This window comes from Spirosoma migulaei, assembly GCF_054776855.1.
This window is the reverse complement of the sequence record NZ_BAAHBG010000038.1, coordinates 251,462-267,794: the sequence shown is the minus strand read 5'-3', so window position 1 is coordinate 267,794 and position 16,333 is coordinate 251,462. Positions and strand designations below refer to the sequence as shown.

The 16,333-nt window shown below is 47.5% G+C and carries 18 protein-coding genes; 10 read left to right on the top strand and 8 right to left on the bottom strand.

Annotated features, from left to right (window positions below; all coding sequences use genetic code 11):
* Window positions 1-6 precede the first annotated feature (6 nt).
* The gene (locus tag ACYVGO_RS34780) at window positions 7-768 is read right to left on the bottom strand and encodes an HpcH/HpaI aldolase family protein (protein ID WP_142773528.1); all 762 of its coding nucleotides are present in this window, start codon (window positions 766-768) and stop codon (window positions 7-9) included.
* 64 nt (window positions 769-832) lie between these two features.
* Window positions 833-1,735 (bottom strand): histone deacetylase family protein, encoded by a 903-nt coding sequence (locus ACYVGO_RS34775; protein ID WP_460973319.1) that lies wholly within the window; start codon window positions 1,733-1,735, stop codon window positions 833-835.
* Between the two features lie 147 nt (window positions 1,736-1,882).
* On the opposite strand from ACYVGO_RS34775, the gene ACYVGO_RS34770 reads away from it, so the two are divergent.
* The 5 genes from ACYVGO_RS34770 (at window position 1,883) to ACYVGO_RS34750 (ending at window position 6,428) form a co-directional block, all read left to right on the top strand.
* Window positions 1,883-2,632, top strand: a complete 750-nt coding sequence (locus ACYVGO_RS34770) for an SDR family oxidoreductase (RefSeq protein WP_460973318.1) — start codon at window positions 1,883-1,885, stop codon at window positions 2,630-2,632.
* Between the two features lie 74 nt (window positions 2,633-2,706).
* Window positions 2,707-3,147 carry a hypothetical protein gene (locus tag ACYVGO_RS34765; protein ID WP_142773531.1) on the top strand — a complete coding sequence of 147 codons (441 nt, stop codon included), beginning with the start codon at window positions 2,707-2,709 and terminating at the stop codon, window positions 3,145-3,147.
* A gap of 47 nt (window positions 3,148-3,194) precedes the next feature.
* Window positions 3,195-3,518 (top strand): hypothetical protein, encoded by a 324-nt coding sequence (locus ACYVGO_RS34760; RefSeq protein ID WP_460973317.1) that lies wholly within the window; start codon window positions 3,195-3,197, stop codon window positions 3,516-3,518.
* A gap of 457 nt (window positions 3,519-3,975) precedes the next feature.
* Entirely contained in the window at window positions 3,976-6,135 is a 2,160-nt protein-coding gene (locus ACYVGO_RS34755) for a carbohydrate binding family 9 domain-containing protein (protein ID WP_460973342.1), read from the top strand.
* Between the two features lie 98 nt (window positions 6,136-6,233).
* Window positions 6,234-6,428: a hypothetical protein gene (locus ACYVGO_RS34750; protein ID WP_142773534.1), complete on the top strand. Its 195-nt coding sequence runs from the start codon at window positions 6,234-6,236 to the stop codon at window positions 6,426-6,428.
* A 56-nt stretch (window positions 6,429-6,484) separates the two neighbouring features.
* Here ACYVGO_RS34750 and ACYVGO_RS34745 read toward each other — a convergent pair whose 3' ends face one another.
* Window positions 6,485-7,507 carry a hypothetical protein gene (locus ACYVGO_RS34745; protein WP_142773535.1) on the bottom strand — a complete coding sequence of 341 codons (1,023 nt, stop codon included), beginning with the start codon at window positions 7,505-7,507 and terminating at the stop codon, window positions 6,485-6,487.
* A gap of 193 nt (window positions 7,508-7,700) precedes the next feature.
* On the opposite strand from ACYVGO_RS34745, the gene ACYVGO_RS34740 reads away from it, so the two are divergent.
* Window positions 7,701-8,324: a hypothetical protein gene (locus ACYVGO_RS34740; protein ID WP_460973315.1), complete on the top strand. Its 624-nt coding sequence runs from the start codon at window positions 7,701-7,703 to the stop codon at window positions 8,322-8,324.
* 42 nt (window positions 8,325-8,366) lie between these two features.
* On the opposite strand, the gene ACYVGO_RS34735 is transcribed toward ACYVGO_RS34740, so the two are convergent.
* Complete coding sequence (locus ACYVGO_RS34735) at window positions 8,367-8,792, bottom strand: hypothetical protein (RefSeq protein WP_460973314.1); 426 nt, start codon at window positions 8,790-8,792, stop codon at window positions 8,367-8,369.
* Window positions 8,793-8,899: 107 nt separating this feature from the next.
* Between ACYVGO_RS34735 and ACYVGO_RS34730 the strand changes: the two genes are divergently transcribed.
* Window positions 8,900-9,805 carry a LysR family transcriptional regulator gene (locus ACYVGO_RS34730; protein WP_460973313.1) on the top strand — a complete coding sequence of 302 codons (906 nt, stop codon included), beginning with the start codon at window positions 8,900-8,902 and terminating at the stop codon, window positions 9,803-9,805.
* 127 nt (window positions 9,806-9,932) lie between these two features.
* Here the strand turns inward: ACYVGO_RS34730 and ACYVGO_RS34725 are convergent, their stop codons facing one another.
* The 3 genes from ACYVGO_RS34725 to ACYVGO_RS34715 all read right to left on the bottom strand — a co-directional run bounded on the left by ACYVGO_RS34725 (window position 9,933) and on the right by ACYVGO_RS34715 (window position 12,024).
* Window positions 9,933-10,346: a (R)-mandelonitrile lyase gene (locus tag ACYVGO_RS34725; protein WP_460973311.1), complete on the bottom strand. Its 414-nt coding sequence runs from the start codon at window positions 10,344-10,346 to the stop codon at window positions 9,933-9,935.
* An 82-nt stretch (window positions 10,347-10,428) separates the two neighbouring features.
* A complete protein-coding gene (locus ACYVGO_RS34720) occupies window positions 10,429-10,863 on the bottom strand; it encodes a hypothetical protein (RefSeq protein ID WP_460973343.1) in 435 nt (144 codons plus the stop codon).
* A 174-nt stretch (window positions 10,864-11,037) separates the two neighbouring features.
* Window positions 11,038-12,024 (bottom strand): aldo/keto reductase, encoded by a 987-nt coding sequence (locus tag ACYVGO_RS34715; RefSeq protein WP_460973309.1) that lies wholly within the window; start codon window positions 12,022-12,024, stop codon window positions 11,038-11,040.
* Window positions 12,025-12,329: 305 nt separating this feature from the next.
* Between ACYVGO_RS34715 and ACYVGO_RS34710 the strand changes: the two genes are divergently transcribed.
* The 3 genes from ACYVGO_RS34710 (at window position 12,330) to ACYVGO_RS34700 (ending at window position 14,904) form a co-directional block, all read left to right on the top strand.
* The gene (locus ACYVGO_RS34710) at window positions 12,330-13,517 is read left to right on the top strand and encodes an MFS transporter (RefSeq protein WP_460973308.1); all 1,188 of its coding nucleotides are present in this window, start codon (window positions 12,330-12,332) and stop codon (window positions 13,515-13,517) included.
* A gap of 218 nt (window positions 13,518-13,735) precedes the next feature.
* Window positions 13,736-14,248, top strand: a complete 513-nt coding sequence (locus tag ACYVGO_RS34705; RefSeq protein WP_460973307.1) for an RNA polymerase sigma factor — start codon at window positions 13,736-13,738, stop codon at window positions 14,246-14,248.
* A gap of 2 nt (window positions 14,249-14,250) precedes the next feature.
* Window positions 14,251-14,904: a hypothetical protein gene (locus tag ACYVGO_RS34700; protein WP_460973306.1), complete on the top strand. Its 654-nt coding sequence runs from the start codon at window positions 14,251-14,253 to the stop codon at window positions 14,902-14,904.
* A 74-nt stretch (window positions 14,905-14,978) separates the two neighbouring features.
* On the opposite strand, the gene ACYVGO_RS34695 is transcribed toward ACYVGO_RS34700, so the two are convergent.
* Window positions 14,979-15,893: a helix-turn-helix domain-containing protein gene (locus ACYVGO_RS34695; protein ID WP_460973305.1), complete on the bottom strand. Its 915-nt coding sequence runs from the start codon at window positions 15,891-15,893 to the stop codon at window positions 14,979-14,981.
* Window positions 15,894-16,333: the final 440 nt, after the last annotated feature.

The following is a 16,333-nucleotide window of genomic DNA, read 5'->3' as shown; positions in this document are numbered from 1 at the left end:
CGAAGGTTACACTCGTCCTTTCATAAACTCCCCGGCGGCCGACTTCAGCAAGCCAGCAAAGGAATTCAGGCAAAACAGGACACCCCGATCAATCAACGCCCTGGCCTGATCGCCGGTGGCCGCTGTGGTTCCTGCAATCAGGCCCGCTTTTCTGATTTTTTCAACGACGCCCGCAATGGTTCGTTTTACCTCATCGTGGCCGGGACCATCGTAGTATCCCATACTCATGGCCAGATCACGTGGGCCAATAACAAAGCCATCTATGCCGTTTACCTGGAGCAGATCGTCCAGGTTAGCAATAGCTTCCTTATCTTCGATCTGGGCTAATACCAGAATTTGCTCGTTGGCAAATTCGACAGACTCGCCCTGATTCATATTGCCCAGGAGGTAATCGTTAGCCCGTGCGGGTGCAAATCCCCGCAAACCCAGGGGCGGATAGTTAACGGCCTGGACCAGAGCTTCGGCTTGGGCAACGGTACTAACGCCTGGCATCATAATGCCCATAACGCCCGCATCCAGAAATTGCAAAATCAATTTGGAATCATTACTGCGAACTCGGGCTAAAGGCGTAATACCACTCACCTCACAGGCCCGTACAATATCCTGCACCTGCGCCGTTGTTACGGGGCTGTGTTCGCCGTCGATCATATAAAAATCCAGTCCCGAGAAGCCGCACAATTCGGCAACGGTGGGATCGCTACTATTAGAAAGAACACCCAGAACGGGCTGGCTGCTTTTGAGCCGGGTTTTAACAATGTTTTGCTTCATCTGAAAAAGGGCGAAAAAATGCGCTTAGCTAAGGGCTCGACTAGTTTGGCAAGATACGACCGAATCAGAAAAACATATCCGATGCCAGCCGAAATGTGTTACAGTGAGCTTCAACAATATCAGTCAATCGGGGTGAGTACCCTCCGCCCATCGAAACGACAATCGGCAGATTATTCCGTTGAGCCTGTTCAAACACGAACCGATCCCGTTCTTTGCATCCTTCCCGGCTAACACTCAGTTTACCCAATCGGTCGGAGGCCAGAATATCAACACCCGATACATAGAATAAGAAATCGGGCCGTTCACGCTGAATCAGCCCCGGCAGGGTATTGTAAAGCGTGTTTAGATAAACTTCGTCCGAGGTGCCAGTCGGGAAGTCAATATCCAGGTCCGACTGTTCTTTTTTGAGTGGATAATTATCTCGACCATGCATACTGAACGTAAATACGCGCGGCTCTTTCTGAAACATCACTGCCGTTCCGTTACCCTGATGCACGTCTAAATCGATCACCAGAATTTTCCGGGACTGACTAGTCTCAAGCAGGTAATGAGCCGCCACACCAACGTCGTTGAGCATGCAAAATCCCTCTCCCCGATCCGGAAACGCATGATGGGTTCCTCCAGCCACATTCATCGCGATTCCGTCCGTTCGGGCAATGTGGGTACCATCAATTGTCCCTTGCGTTATGATCCACTCGCGTTCAATAAGTTCGGGCGTTAACGGAAACCCAATCCGGCGAACCATGGCAGGCGGCACGATCAGGGTTTGTAATGCCTGCACATAACTGGCCGTATGAACGCCCAATACCCAACGGTCATCAACCGGAACAGGCGCAAAAAAATTGGTCTCGGTGCAGGTACCTTCGTACAGAAGTTGCTCATGAATCAGTTCGTATTTAAGCATCGGAAACCGGTGTCCTTCAGGCAATTTGAGTCGGTACACGGGCGAAAAGGCAATCTGAAGCATGAAGTAAGGAAGCCGGTGAGCGGTAAAAAATCAATTGTCCCGTTTGATAAGGATACGCTTTAGTTAACCCAACTTCGCCAGGTTGTGTTACCAAACTACCAGATTTGTTCGTTTGTAGGGTTTATCCAACTTGATTAACCGGCTTGTATGAAAACAGCTATCATTACTGGGGGCGGCCAGGGTATTGGTCGCGTGGCAACGCAATATTTACTTACGCACGGCTATCGGGTGGCCATCTGGGAAGCAGACACCGACGCCCTGGCCGAGCTTCGCGAAGCCTTTAAAGCCTCTTCGGCACAGATCCTGTTCGTTTCCTGCGATGTATCCAGTGAAGCCAACGTTCGTAAAGCAGCCGAACAAACCATTTCGCATTTTGGGCAAATCGACGCGCTGATTAACAATGCGGCCATTATGATTGAAAAACCACTCGACAAACTAACCCTCGATGAGTGGAATCGGGTTATCAGCACCAATCTAACCGGCACCTTTCTCTGCGCCAAGCACACAGCTGCCTATCTGGCCGCCCAGAAAGGCAGCATCATCAATATCTGTTCGACCCGGGCGTTTCAATCGGAACCAGATACGTTTGCTTATTCGGCCAGTAAAGGGGGCGTACTTTCCCTCACGCATTCGCTGGCCGTAAGTCTGGGGCCCGATGTCCGCGTGAATGCCATTAGTCCCGGCTGGATTGATGTATCGGCACTGAAGAAAAAAGCGAAAGCAAAATCCGACGATCTGCGCCCTGAAGACCACACTCAGCACCCGGTTGGTCGTGTGGGGCAGGCCGACGATATTGCCCGCATGATTCTGTTTCTGATTGCACCCGAAAACAGTTTTATTACCGGTCAGAATTTTGTGGTTGATGGCGGCATGACCCGTAAAATGATCTACGTATAACTACGCTAACAAAAAGGCCAAAACATCCTCACCTTTGCCTTGTTTAGTATGTAGATTAATCAGCTTCATCCCCTATGACTATCGAACTTTCCACCGCAACCGACCAATCTCCACTGGAAGTACTTGATTTACAGGTAACCTCCCGTCGGAGTTCTGGCAAATCAGTTTTGTCTCTTCGATTTCTGTGCAACAACGACCGCTATACCAATCACATGCAGATACCCACGCTGTCGTGGTTTGATGCGAGTCAGATGCAACGTTTTTCGCAGAATTTAGCCGTTGCGCATTATCCGGAAACCTGCCAGGTTGATTTGCTGGATGCAGGCATACGGTTAACTGGGTCGGTTCGGCAATTAGCGGGTCGATGGACTACCGGACGCACGGTTCGGATTGAACCGCTACCCTCGGCAATGAAGCAGTTTGAACCGTTTACGATCCATGCATCCTCCCTCGATGTGAAAACGTACTCCGGAAAACTGTACAACCGTTTGTGGGAATTGTTCACGAAAGGCTAACCTGAAGATCGCTTTTCGGATTATGTTGTAAAAAGTACCTACTTACCATGGAAAATGTAAATCAGGATGCGATGCTCAACGAGCAATCGCAAACGTTCCGGCCTAGCACGGGCGGAACAGACCAGACACCCGATGATAGTATTCTCCTGAATGAAGATTACAATCCGACCGATCTGGCTGGTGATGTAAACTCTCCTCCCACTACGCCGACCGATGAAGAGGAAGCAGCCACCGGCAACGATGGAACAGGTGCTTTTTCGGGCAGTCCCAATATGGAGATTGACCGGGACTCGTACGGCAATGATGATTCCATTGGCAACAACGATGGAACCGAACCCGACCCCGCCTGGACAGACGAAGAACAAGTTTAATGAATTAGTGGTATCAGGTGCTTACATCTGATACCACTAATTCACCAGTCGCCTTCATCCTTATTTCCGGCACCGTAAGATTTGCACCTCCATTGGGTGCAGTCCTACCCGAAGCCCACGCGCCGGTCCCTTTGTTACACTACGGTACACTAGATCGGACTACGCCTGTGCGCTGGAATCTGCAGAAGAGTGGACGAGTTCAGCATACGGTCAGACTTTCCAACGAATTCGCAAAATTGCTTTTACGAATTCGTTGAAGAGCAAACCTCTTTACATCGAAACCAATAGCAACAACAGACTCAGAAGAAGCTAAATTGGCCAACTACACGTGTGGTACTTCGTACGCAATGGGGTAAATCTGCCTTACCTTTGCGTTTACTAGTGGTACCCTTAACGTTGTTGTTTGGTGAAATTTTTTCCTGTTTGTTTACTCTCTTGTTTGTTACTAAGCCATACAATTTTATTGGCTCAGAAAAAAAACGAAAGCTATCAGCTTCATATCAACCGGGCCACCTCGCCCGTTATTGTCGATGGTAACGTTGAAGAACCAGCCTGGCAGACAGCTGAGGTTGCCTCCGACTTTTGGATGGTTCTTCCTATGGATACCAGCCGCGCCCGCGTTCGGACCGACGTGCGCATGACGTACGATGACCATAACGTGTATTTGAGTGCCATTTGCTACCATGGTGATGTACCTGGCCCGTATATGGTGGAGTCGCTTCGGCGCGACTGGGCGTTTGTCAAAAATGACAATTTCATCTTTTTCATGGATACCTTCGATGACCAGACGAACGGTTTTACGTTTGGCACCAATGCCGCTGGCGCACAATGGGATGGTCTATTGTACGAAGGCGGAAAAGCAAACCTGAGCTGGGATAATAAATGGACTTCTGTCGTTCGAAATCATGCGGATCGGTATGTGATCGAACTAGCCATTCCTTTTAAAACGATCCGGTATAAAAAGGGAATTACCCGCTGGGGGATCAACTTCAGCAGGCAGGATTTAAAAACAACCGAAAAATCATCCTGGACACCCATACAACGCCAATTCCCAACGGCCTCACTGGCACTAACCGGTGTATTGATCTGGGATCAGCCTCCGCCACAACCCGGTCCCAATATCTCGATTATCCCCTATGCGCTGAGCGGCCTGACGCGCGACTACCAGAATGGCGTTCCAACAAAAGGCAAGTTTGATGCCGGGCTGGATGCCAAAGTAGCCGTTACCTCATCACTGAATCTTGACCTGACGGTTAACCCCGATTTTTCGCAGGTAGACGTTGACCAGCAGGTTACGAACCTCGACCGGTATGAGCTGTTCTTCCCCGAAAAACGGCAGTTCTTTTTAGAGAACGGGGACCAGTTTACCAATTTCGGGTACGCCACCATTCGCCCGTTTTTTAGCCGTCGAATTGGTTTGGGCGGGGTACCGATTCGGTTTGGTGCCCGACTCAGCGGCAAACTCAATAAAGACTGGCGGATCGGGGTTATGGACATGCAAACCGGACGTGTTGATGATACTGGTTTGCCCGCCCAGAATTTTGCTGTGGTGGCTTTGCAACGCCGGGTTTCGGCTCGTTCGAATATCGGGATGATCTTCGTCAATAAAGAGTCGCTGGCATATACCCCAACGCCCGATAAGCCCCTTTACTCCCGCTATAATCGAAATCTGGGCTTGGAGTACAACCTGGCATCTTCGAATAACATCTGGACTGGTAAGGCCCTGTATGTTAAGTCGTTTCGGCCTGAGCAACCGGGTAATGATGCCGTTTATGCCGCTAACGTACAGTACTTTACCCGACGATGGCTGATTAGCGGACAGGTAGAATCGATCGGCAAAAACTACACTGCCGAAGCCGGTTACGTTCCTCGGGTTGGGTATGAGCGTGGGATGGCCACGCTCGGGTATACCTTCTTACCCACGGGAAGTGGCGTACTCAACCACGGCCCGGTATTAACCTCAACCTACTTTTTCGACCCGGCCTGGCGGCAAAGTGACAATGAAAGCCTGCTGAGTTATGCCATCACCTTCCGAAGCCGAAGCGTGTTCACGGCCTGGGTTGCAACCGATTACGTTCGACTACTGCAACCCTTCGACCCGACCAACACGGGCCGTGAAACGCTGGCAACCGGCACCGAACATAACTGGACGGCCTGGGGAACCGATTTTGACTCCAAGCCTCAGAGTGTCTTTACCTATGGGTTTTCGTCTCGCTATGGTGGCTATTATGCCAACGGTACCCGCCTGAATCTCACCGCCGATCTGGGGTATCGGATTCAGCCCTACGTTAGTTTAGCAGCCAGTTTCAACTACAACGACATTCGTCTGCCGCAACCCTGGGGCAATACCACCTTCTGGCTCATTGGGCCCCGCTTCGATCTAACCCTCACCAATAAGCTCTACCTGACAACCTTTGTGCAGTACAATGAGCAACAGAAAAACATGAATGTGAATGCACGTGTTCAGTGGCGCTATAAGCCGGCATCGGACTTTTTCCTGGTGTATACCGACAACTATTTGCCGAATTCCGCCCAGATTGGACAGGATGTGCCGGGCTTCTTTTCAGTCAAAAACAGGGCGTTGGTACTGAAGTGGACATACTGGTGGAATCTCTAATTTTCAGTGTTTTAAACAAACTGAATCCGTGTCTGTTTAATTGACAATCCGCCGAAAAGTGAGCGGTAAATTACTACACTAAAATTCAGTCAACGTTTATGAAAACCCTGTTGCGTTTTTTTCCGACGGCTCTTGTAGCCTTGTTTCTAACTCTATTTCTGACCAGTTGTGCGGCTATTGGTGATATTTTCAAAGCCGGAGCCTGGACGGGTGCCATCCTTGTTATTCTGGGTATAGGTCTTGTGATCTGGATCATTTCCAAACTCTTTGGCGGAGGGAGCAGCAATTCCTGAAAATCACCTGTTAATAAACCATTAAAAAAGCCGAACCCTGAGTGGGTTCGGCTTTTTTAATGGGCCTCAACAATGGATAGACTTTCCCAGACTAAATCGCCCATTGTCTCACATTTTAAAAAATTCTGACGCTTGTAATATCGGGCCAACCCCTGCCGGAGTGTCAGGACGTGGCTATGGGGGGCCAGTTCATCCTGGCGCATAACACTGATAAGATCACGAATTCGGATAGACTCGGCCCGAATTCGGCTGGCAATTAATGCCCGCTCTTCAATCTGATATTGCCGAACGCTCTCTGAAGTCATGTACCGAAAGCCCAATTCAATAATAGGCTGGTTCTGTTTATAGTATTGTGGCATATAAACCGACCGATGGCCTTCGTACGACTGCTGGTCAAAATCAATAGCCCGAATCCGGTAATAGGTTTCATCGAAGTCGGGGGTTATATCTACCACAAAATTACTGGAATGCATATCGCCCAATAAGCGAACGAAACACCGCTCATTGAACTTAACGAACTCCTTACACAATCGAATCGGATTCAGGGTGGGGTCGTGAAGCTGGTTCTCAAAAAACATATCACCGGGGATCCCGGCAATATGCTCCTCCACTAATGTTTGCCCACTGGTCAGGTAATTGATCCGGTTTGGCGAGAGTATGTGCTCCAGTTCCAGGCCATAAATCCGGGACGCATCGGCTCGTTTAATGTAGAAGTAGTCGAAGTTATCATTGACCAGATTCCGAATGCGTACCCGAAATGGCTTTGTGTTGCCATACATGCACATATCGACCCGGTCGATGGTCAGATGGTTTGTCACCGATAAATCCCCGTTTGCTTTTAGGTACGCGTAGATTGCCTTTAACGAAAGGCGCATCTCGTCGGCTTCTGTTGCGGCATAAAATACCGTTTCCCAGAGGGTGTCATGCCCTCGTTTATCGTACAGACTGATCGCATTGCCATACCGTAGCAGATCATCATAGTGCGTCGGTAAGACCAGCTCCCGGTCATAGGCATGCAGGTATGACCGGAGCGGGTCCCGAATTGGATAAACAAGCTTTTTTCTGGATATAACAGGCATTGAATACGAATGTAGAGACGCCTAGCAAGTTCGTCGTTTTCCAGCAATATTTATGTCTAAATTACGTACGAAGGCCTTTCGTACAGAGCTGTGCCATCCCAACAGCGCACCGTGGTTGATTTAAGTCCTGCAAGAACCGTGGCACTACTCTGTGGGAAAAGACCTGTTCATAAACGAACAAAGACAGTAAACTATGAGGAAAATTTTCATTCTACTTTTCCTATTGCCTTATATAAGCCAAGGTCAGGATATAATTAGTACAAGCTCAAAAAAAGATAGTTTACTTACGGCTATCGATACGAGTAAACATCAACCTGTTATACTTAAAAATTATCTCAGAAAAGATGTCTGGCGGATTGATTTTTTGGGTCCGGGCTATATCAACGAGCATCGCCTTGGGAAGAAAACAACAGTAGTTTCTCAGCTTCGGCTAGTAGGTTCTTTTCGTATTGAAGATAGACTCGATATGTATGGCTACAGCCTCACTGTCAAAAAAGTACTCGCCTTAAGCATAAATCCAGAACTAGCTTTAGCTATTCGCCATTTTTACAATTTAGCCAGGCGAAAAGAAAATGGTAAATCTATTCGCTATAACTCAGGTAGCTATTTTGCGGCAAAAGCGGGATACGTATTGCCACCCATCCTGAATAACTCAAACATTGATATTCAGGGGTTAGGCGTTAGCGGCCTTTGGGGTGTTCAACAAACGTATCGTAAGTATTTCTATCTGAACCTGGAAGTAGGGGTTGGGGTTGCCCAGTATTATGAGCACACGATTTCGCCAACCGGAAATTTTTTACTAGGCTATACATTTTAAACAACAGGGTTCTCAACTAAGAAAAAGGTGGAGAACCCTGACTCAAAAATTAATTTGCGGGCCGTAGGTGATGTAGCGCTGTGATTTAACGGCTGGCATATACACTACTTCAACCCGACGCACAATGGTTTGCTGATCGTCGCTGATTTCGAACTGATATACGCCAGAGTCAGACTCACTAAACCTGAATTTGAGTCGGTAGTTGGCGGGTATCTTCTTCAGATAATCCCGAAATAGCAGGGCGCCTTTGTCATTTTTCAGCGTAACAAGAACCCGCTTCGGTTGGTGAACGGCCAGCATCAGGTTGATTGTCCAGTTCGACTCCATAAACATACCCACCTCAAAGGAACTCTGCTTCGATAGGGAGTCCTCAGGTTCGTTAGTGGCAGGCTGTGCATTAAGTGCTGGCGCTACCAAAAGCAGACTTAGCAGTAGCGCATTCATGATTAGTTGTGTTGTTGTTTTCATTTTTTTGATACTGTTTGTAGCGGCTTGATTGACTGGCTCAAAGGTGGGAGGTTTTGATATATTAGCAAAACGAATTATTTTTGTCGAAATCATGAATATTATTCATCATGGAAATCAGGCACCTTCAGATGGTAAAAGAAGTAGCTAGCAGCGGCAATTTGACCAAAGCTGCAGATCGGTTATTTCTGACCCAATCCGCACTGAGTCATCAGTTGAAGGAACTGGAAAGCTATTTCGACACGCAGCTGTTCATCCGCGACAAAAAGCAGATGCTACTAACGCCAGCGGGCGAAGTGGTTCTACAGGCGGCTGAGAAGATTTTGCAGGAAGTAATCGAAACGCGGGCGAAAGTCCGCTGCCTGACCGATAAAGAAGCCGGAGAGGTCCGCCTTTGTACACAATGCTATACCTCCTACCACTGGCTGGCGGGTTTTCTGCGGGAGTTTCAGGCTATATATCCAAAAGTGGATATCAAGGTAGAATTGGAAGCCGCTACCCAGGCCGCCGATCATCATCTGTTGGCCAACAAGATCGACGTCGCTATTACGGAAGGAGATGAAAATCCAAAGTTTAGTTATACTCCGCTGTTTCAGGATGAGTTTGTGGCCATCGTTGCCCCCGATCATGCCTGGGTGGGGCGTAGCTGGGTAGAAATTGATGAGTTTGCCAGCCAGAATTACATCATGTACAATGTTCCGGACGAGGAAAGCTCGAACTTCATGATGCTTTTCAAGAACCGACGCCCCCTGAAAGTCTATAAAATTACGCTGACAGAAGCCATTCTGGAGATGGTAAAGGCGGGCCTGGGCGTTGCGGTACTGCCGAATTGGGTGGTACGCCCCTACCTGCAATCGGGCCAGCTTTCGGCCGTTCGGATCACGAAGCAACGGGTACTGCGGACGTGGTATGCAGCTACCTTAAAGACGAAACAACTCCCTCCGTATACAACTGCTTTCATCGAGCAACTGGCCTCGTATATGGCTGAATTAGACGGCTATGCTTGTGCTGTTTGAGGAAAAATAGGCTAGTGTATAGCTAGAATTGACTCTGTATCCTCGAGGATACCTGGCAGACTCAAAACGGCGATTACTTAATACAAATCAATTAGATTCAAAATTTATAGGTTTTCATCCAGTCTGATTAGTAGCGGTTGTATTCTTCGTCTGTAACGGGTTGTAACCAACTTACGGCTCCCCCTTTGCTCACATTTGGATTGATCGCCAGGTGAGTAAACCGGCTGCTTGGGGTGGCTCCATGCCAATGCACCACATCGGGAGCAATGTTCACAGCCTCGCCTACCTGTAGGAGTTGGATGGGTTTACCTTGTTCCTGATAATAGCCTGTCCCCTCCGTAACCACTAAAATTTGTCCGTTAGGATGCGTATGCCAGTTATTTCTGGCCCCCGGCTCAAAGGTTACATCACTAACTGTACAATCCGTAAGCTCATTTGGTCCCACAAGCGTTTTCAGCCAGGCAATCCCTGTAAAGTAATCAGGTGATGCCTGTGTTGCTCCTTCGGGTGCCGACGGTTGTTTATTTTCGGTCTGATTCATGATGGTATAACGTGTCTCGGTGTATACTGTTCGTAACGTGAATACGAGCTTATAATAAGAAGCTTGTCTGGACAGGGGATTTTCAGACCGTATTTAACGAAAACGGCATCTTACGGAATCGCTTACCTGAGGCAGCAAAGATAGCATTGGCTAATGCTGGGGCCAGGGCGGGCAGTCCCGGCTCCCCTACCCCTTTTACCTTACCACCTTCTGCCAGAATATGAATCTCAATTCGGATCGACGCACTTCCCCCGGCCCGTTGCATTGGTCCTAGTTCTTTTTCGCCATTTGACTGTTTGATTGTCACCTGGTCCATCGTCACTTCCAGTTCTTCACAAATCAGCGCCGGAATCGACTGAAATACCCCCTGCCCCATCTCCGGTTTGGTATTGAAGATGATGATGGCCCCTGTTGAGTCTATGCGAATGTAGGGCGTAAACGACAAAGGTTCAGCCAGAGAAGCAGTTGCCAGTTGAGACGTACCCGTGCGGGCAACTGACGATGCTAGCCCCAGCAAAAAGGCGGTGCCTGTAAGGCCAGCTTACTGAAGGAAATCCCGGCGGGATAGGGGTTTGGAGGTCATGATCGTTGAAAAATATAATAGAACGCAGATTTTTAGGATGATTATGATTCGCAGATAAAATCATTTAGAATCATAATCATCCTAAAAATCTGCGTTCTATTCAGTGGTTTACAGACCTGTCGATTTCTCCATTTGTTCGGTGTAGCGTGTGCCCACCACGTCGATTTGCGCAGAGGCCGTCTCGATGTCCCGAAGTTCGTCGGCCGTTAGCTGAATCGCAGCGGCTCCGTTATTTTCTGTCAGACGGTTCAGCTTCGTGGTGCCCGGAATGGGGACAATCCAGGGTTTCTGCGCCAATACCCAAGCTAACGCAATTTGTGCGGTCGTGGCAGTATGTCGTTCGGCAAACTGATCAAGCAGATCCAATAGCGCTTTATTGGCAGCACGGGCTTCTTCGGTGTATCTCGGCAGAATGTTACGAATATCACCGTCGGCAAATTTGGTGCTTTCATCAATTTTGCCGGTCAGAAAGCCTTTGCCCAGCGGGCTATAGGCCACCAGCCCAATGCCCAATTCCTCGATAGTCGGAATAATTTCTTTTTCGTGCTGACGTGTCCAGAGCGAGTATTCACTTTGCAGAGCTGTAACAGGCTGGACGGCGTGCGCTCGGCGGATGGTTTGCGCCCCCGCTTCCGACAAACCGAAGTGTTTTACTTTACCTTCCTGAATCAAGTCCTTCACGGTTCCCGCTACGTCTTCGATGGGTACGTTCGGGTCAACGCGGTGTTGGTAGAACAAGTCAATGACATCGACACGCAGTCGTTTCATGGAGGCTTCGGCTACTGCTCTGATGTTTTCTGGACGGCTATTCAACCCAGCCTGTTTTCCATCCTGGAAATTAAAGCCGAATTTAGTGGCAATGATCACTTGCCCTTTAAAGGGCTCAAGGGCCTTGCCAACCAGTTCTTCATTACTATATGGGCCATATACTTCGGCCGTATCGAAGAACGTAATACCCTGATCGACAGCAGCGTGAATCAGTGCAATCATCTCGTTGGTGTCCTTAGGCGGGCCGTAGCCAAAGCTCATACCCATACAGCCAAGACCAAGGGCTGATACCTCAAGGCCTCTGTTTCCAAGTTTGCGTTTTTGCATTGTTGTACTCATAACGATGTGTGTTAATTACAGTACAAACCTACAGGAATAGCAATTGGTTAACCAACGAAAACCAAACAAGAAGTTACGAAAATCAAACAGATTAAAGCTACAGGTAGGGAGCTCAATGCAGAGGCCTCCTTCCCTTATTACTGAATAAGTGCCTTTGGCTTATTTCTATGTGTGTGACGATGCAATTACCCGATCTCATATTGAGGAGTATATAAAAGCAATAAGCTATTTTACAGAACGACTAGATTACGTTAAACGCCAATTTTTCTCCCGTTAACCTTGCTTTTATAGATATGGTTTTACCAGCAGCGTACGTGTCAAGGGCTAGGGCAGCCACTCAGTTGATCTTTCTGGTTTGTGGCCTGGGTATGTCGAGTTGGGCACCAATGATTCCCCTGGCTAAAGATCGGTTAGCGTTGAACGATGCCAACCTTGGCTTACTACTGCTGCTATTGGGTGGTGGCTCCATGCTGATGATGCCGATCTCGGGTTGGTTGGTGAATCGCTTTGGCAGCCGCCTGGTCATGGCTTGTGCGGCTCTGGTCATGGCTCTTGTCCTGCCGCTACTGCTGATTCTATCTTCCACCACAGCTATGGCGGTAACTCTATTTATATTCGGGTCAAGCATTGGTACCATTGACGTAGCCATGAACGCCCATGGCGTACAAGTGCAGAACCTCTTCGGAAGACCAATCATGTCGTCCTTACACGGCCTGTTTAGTGTGGGTGGACTGTTTGGCTCCCTGGGTTTGGGCTTTTTGATGAAGCTGGGCCTTAATCCGGTTTACGCCATTGTCAGTATTGCCGTCCTGATGATCCTGATTACCCTAACCCAGTATAAAAAATTATTTCCTTTAGAGCTAGAACAACAGGCAATTGCCAAATTCTCGGCTTCGGATGAGCGGCCAGCAACGGTCAATCGGCGATTCAACTGGATGCATAGCAGTGTCTTATACCTGGGACTACTATGTTTTGCTATTTTTCTGGCCGAAGGGGCCATTTTGGACTGGAGCGCTATCTTTCTGCGGGACATCAAAGGAGTCGCAGCGGAGTTTGCGGGGGCAGGCTATGCGGCCTTTTCCATTGCGATGGCTACGATGCGGTTAGCGGGAGATAAACTAGTGGCAAGCTTAACGAGTAAAATAGTTGTAGTAGGCGGCAGTGTACTGGGTGCTGTCGGTTTAAGCCTTGCCGTGTTGAGTCCCTGGGTAGTTGGAGCCATGTTGGGCTTCGTGCTACTCGGTCTTGGAGTGGCCAATATCGTACCGGTGTTTTTCAGTGAAGCGGGCCGGCTGCCCGGCATTCCACCCACGACCAGCTTACCGGCCATTACGACAATCGGGTATACCGGTTTACTGACAGGTCCGGCTTTATTGGGGTTTATCGCTCACCATTTTTCCCTATCCATCGCATTTGGATTCGTAATCTTGCTGTTAGTAGTAGTCGCCGTGAATTATGGCATAAAAGGGGCAGCTAATTAACTCACCGAAAAGCATTGATTAGAAAGATTTCAGGTAAAACACTTATGCAAAAGACACTAAACCCTATTTACTTTGTCTAGCAAGCGTTGTACAGCCGTAGACTGTAGCCACAAGTGTTTTGCGAGATGGGTAAGTCGACTGTTATTTTCTCCCGCTCTTGTGCTTTTTTCGCCCTTCCTGCGAATAATTGGGGTAACCAATAAATCGAACACCAACGCATGCAAGCAACGGATCAAGCGGAACGGTTTCTGGTGGTTCTGCAGACCCACAAAGGCATTATCTACAAGGTAGCTCATTCGTACTGCGCAGACGCAGAAGATCGGAAGGACCTGGTGCAGGACATCATAGTCCAGTTGTGGAAATCCTTCAATACGTATTCCGATCAGTATAAATATTCTACCTGGATTTACCGCATCGCCTTGAACGTCGCAATTTCAGTTTATCGGAAAGAAACCCGTCGAAAACCGTTGTCCCAGCCTCTCTCGGACAGTATTCTCACCTTGGTTGAATTACCTGTTGCCAACGAAGGCGAAGAGAATCTGGGGTTGTTGCAGCAATTCATTACGGAGCTAAAAGAACTCGACAAAGCCCTATTGCTGCTCTACCTCGACGAAAAAAGTCATCGCGAAATCGCCGAAATCATGGGCATGTCCGAAACCAACGTATCCACCAGAATTGGACGAATTAAAACCGTATTACGACAGAAATTTTCAACGATCAAAGCCCAATAACCATGCAGGATATCGAACTCATCAACCTCTGGAAATCGTATAGTCAGAAACTGGACGACAGCCTGGCCCTTAATCGAAAAAATGCTGAAGACCTCACCAAAATCAAGGTTCAATCGTTGTTAGCATCCATGAAACCGCTGAAACTCTTTACCCTTCTGGTAGGTATACTCTGGGTTATTTTTGTAGACAGTTTACTCATCGTTTTATTTCCATTCGTTAGTCCGTTTTTCCTGGTTTCCGCGGCAATTCAAGTGTTGCTGACCAAACTGGCAATCGGTATTTATCTATACCAATTGATCCTGATTCAGCAAGTCGATATCAGCGAACCCATTATAAAAACGCAGGATACGCTGGCGCGTTTAACAGCATCTACACTTTGGGTTACACGTCTGCTGTTTCTACAACTTCCAGTCTGGACTACGTTTTACCTGACGACCCGTTTAGTTGAAAATGGCACTGGTGCCTTTTATCTCGTCCAATCGGCTATTACACTGGCTTTTACGATTCTGGCCATCTGGCTTTTCAGGAATATAAATTATGCCAATCGGGATAAGCAATGGTTCAAACTAGTATTCGAGGGTAAGGAATGGAGTCCGGTGATGAAGTCGATGGAATTGTTGAACCAGATTGAAGCGTATAAAACAGGTACACACTAGCTAATTTTTAGGATAAAAAATCATAGTTGATCTTACTACTTCTAAAAATCTGCGCTCTATGAATCTTACAGAATTCAACCATTTCTAAACTTCAACGGACTGAGTTGAGTATGTTTTTTAAAGAAGTTATCGAAATGAGTCACTTCCGAAAAACCCAATCCGAAGGCAATTTCCGATACGCCCCAGCTGCTTTGCTTTAGCAGGACTTTCGACTCCTGTACAATACGCTCCGCAATGAGTTGGGAGGTTGTTTTTTTTGTTGTTTCCTTAACCGCCCGGTTCAAATGGTTAACATGAACATTCAACTGGTTGGCAAAATCAGAAGCAGTGCGAAAGTTCACTTGCTGATGGGTATCATCAAGCGGAAACTGGCGCTCTAAAAGCTCCAGAAACAGCGTCGAAATTCGTTGGGCAGCATTGATCGGTTGCTTATCAAAGGTAGAGGATGACTGCATTTTCATGGCAAAATGCAGCAGTTCAAAAACAAGGTTCCGCAACACATCATACTTATGAATGTACTCAGAGGTGATCTCGTCAAACATACGCTCATAAATATGGGAAACCTGATTTACCTGCTCATCGGTCAGTTCAACTATATGCGTGCCGTTGGGCTGAAAAACGGCATACTGATTCAGGTTGCCGAACTGATCGAAAAAGTGTTGATTAAAAATGCAGAAAAAACCCCTCCGGATGTCATCCAGATGTTCCCATTTATACGGTATATGGGGATTGGAAAACGATAGTGCCTGCTTTTTTACATCGATCACTTTATCGGCATAGTGTACCTGACTAGTACCAACAACCAGCATGATTTTGTAATAGTCCCGTCGTTTATAGGGTACGGGCTTAGCTTTATCTCCCACGAAAGGGTCTAACCGAAACACATTAAAATGCCCGATTTCATTTCGAATGGTATCAGGCATCCAGTGGAAGGCCGCCCCATCAAACTTCCGTTTATACAGATCTTCTAAAGTTTCAGCTTTGTTCATCAAGCAAATCTAAATATTTCAAATAGAACGCAGATTATTATGATCTTTCTGATTGTACAGACATTAATCATAATCCATCATAAAGATCATAATAATCTGCGTTCTATTTTCTTCATTAAACTGCCCCCCAACTTAAACGTTAGTTTTCTTATCCGCTTACTGGTCAAGTCAAAACTGGCATTTGTTAGAGCAGATACGAAGGCAGGTTCGCTGACTCCACGGGCATCGATAATGTGCACATCAATGATGTTACAGCTGATTGTTGCCATAGCCATATTTCTGCAGTAAGTATCTGTTGTAGAACCAGATGCAATAAAAGATGTTCTGTATTTTATACACGGGACTTACTGATTCATATGTATACCGCTAAACTATAGGTGTATATCCTCTTTGCCTTATTGTATTCAACTAATGAATTACGAAATTCAAACACTTCGCTA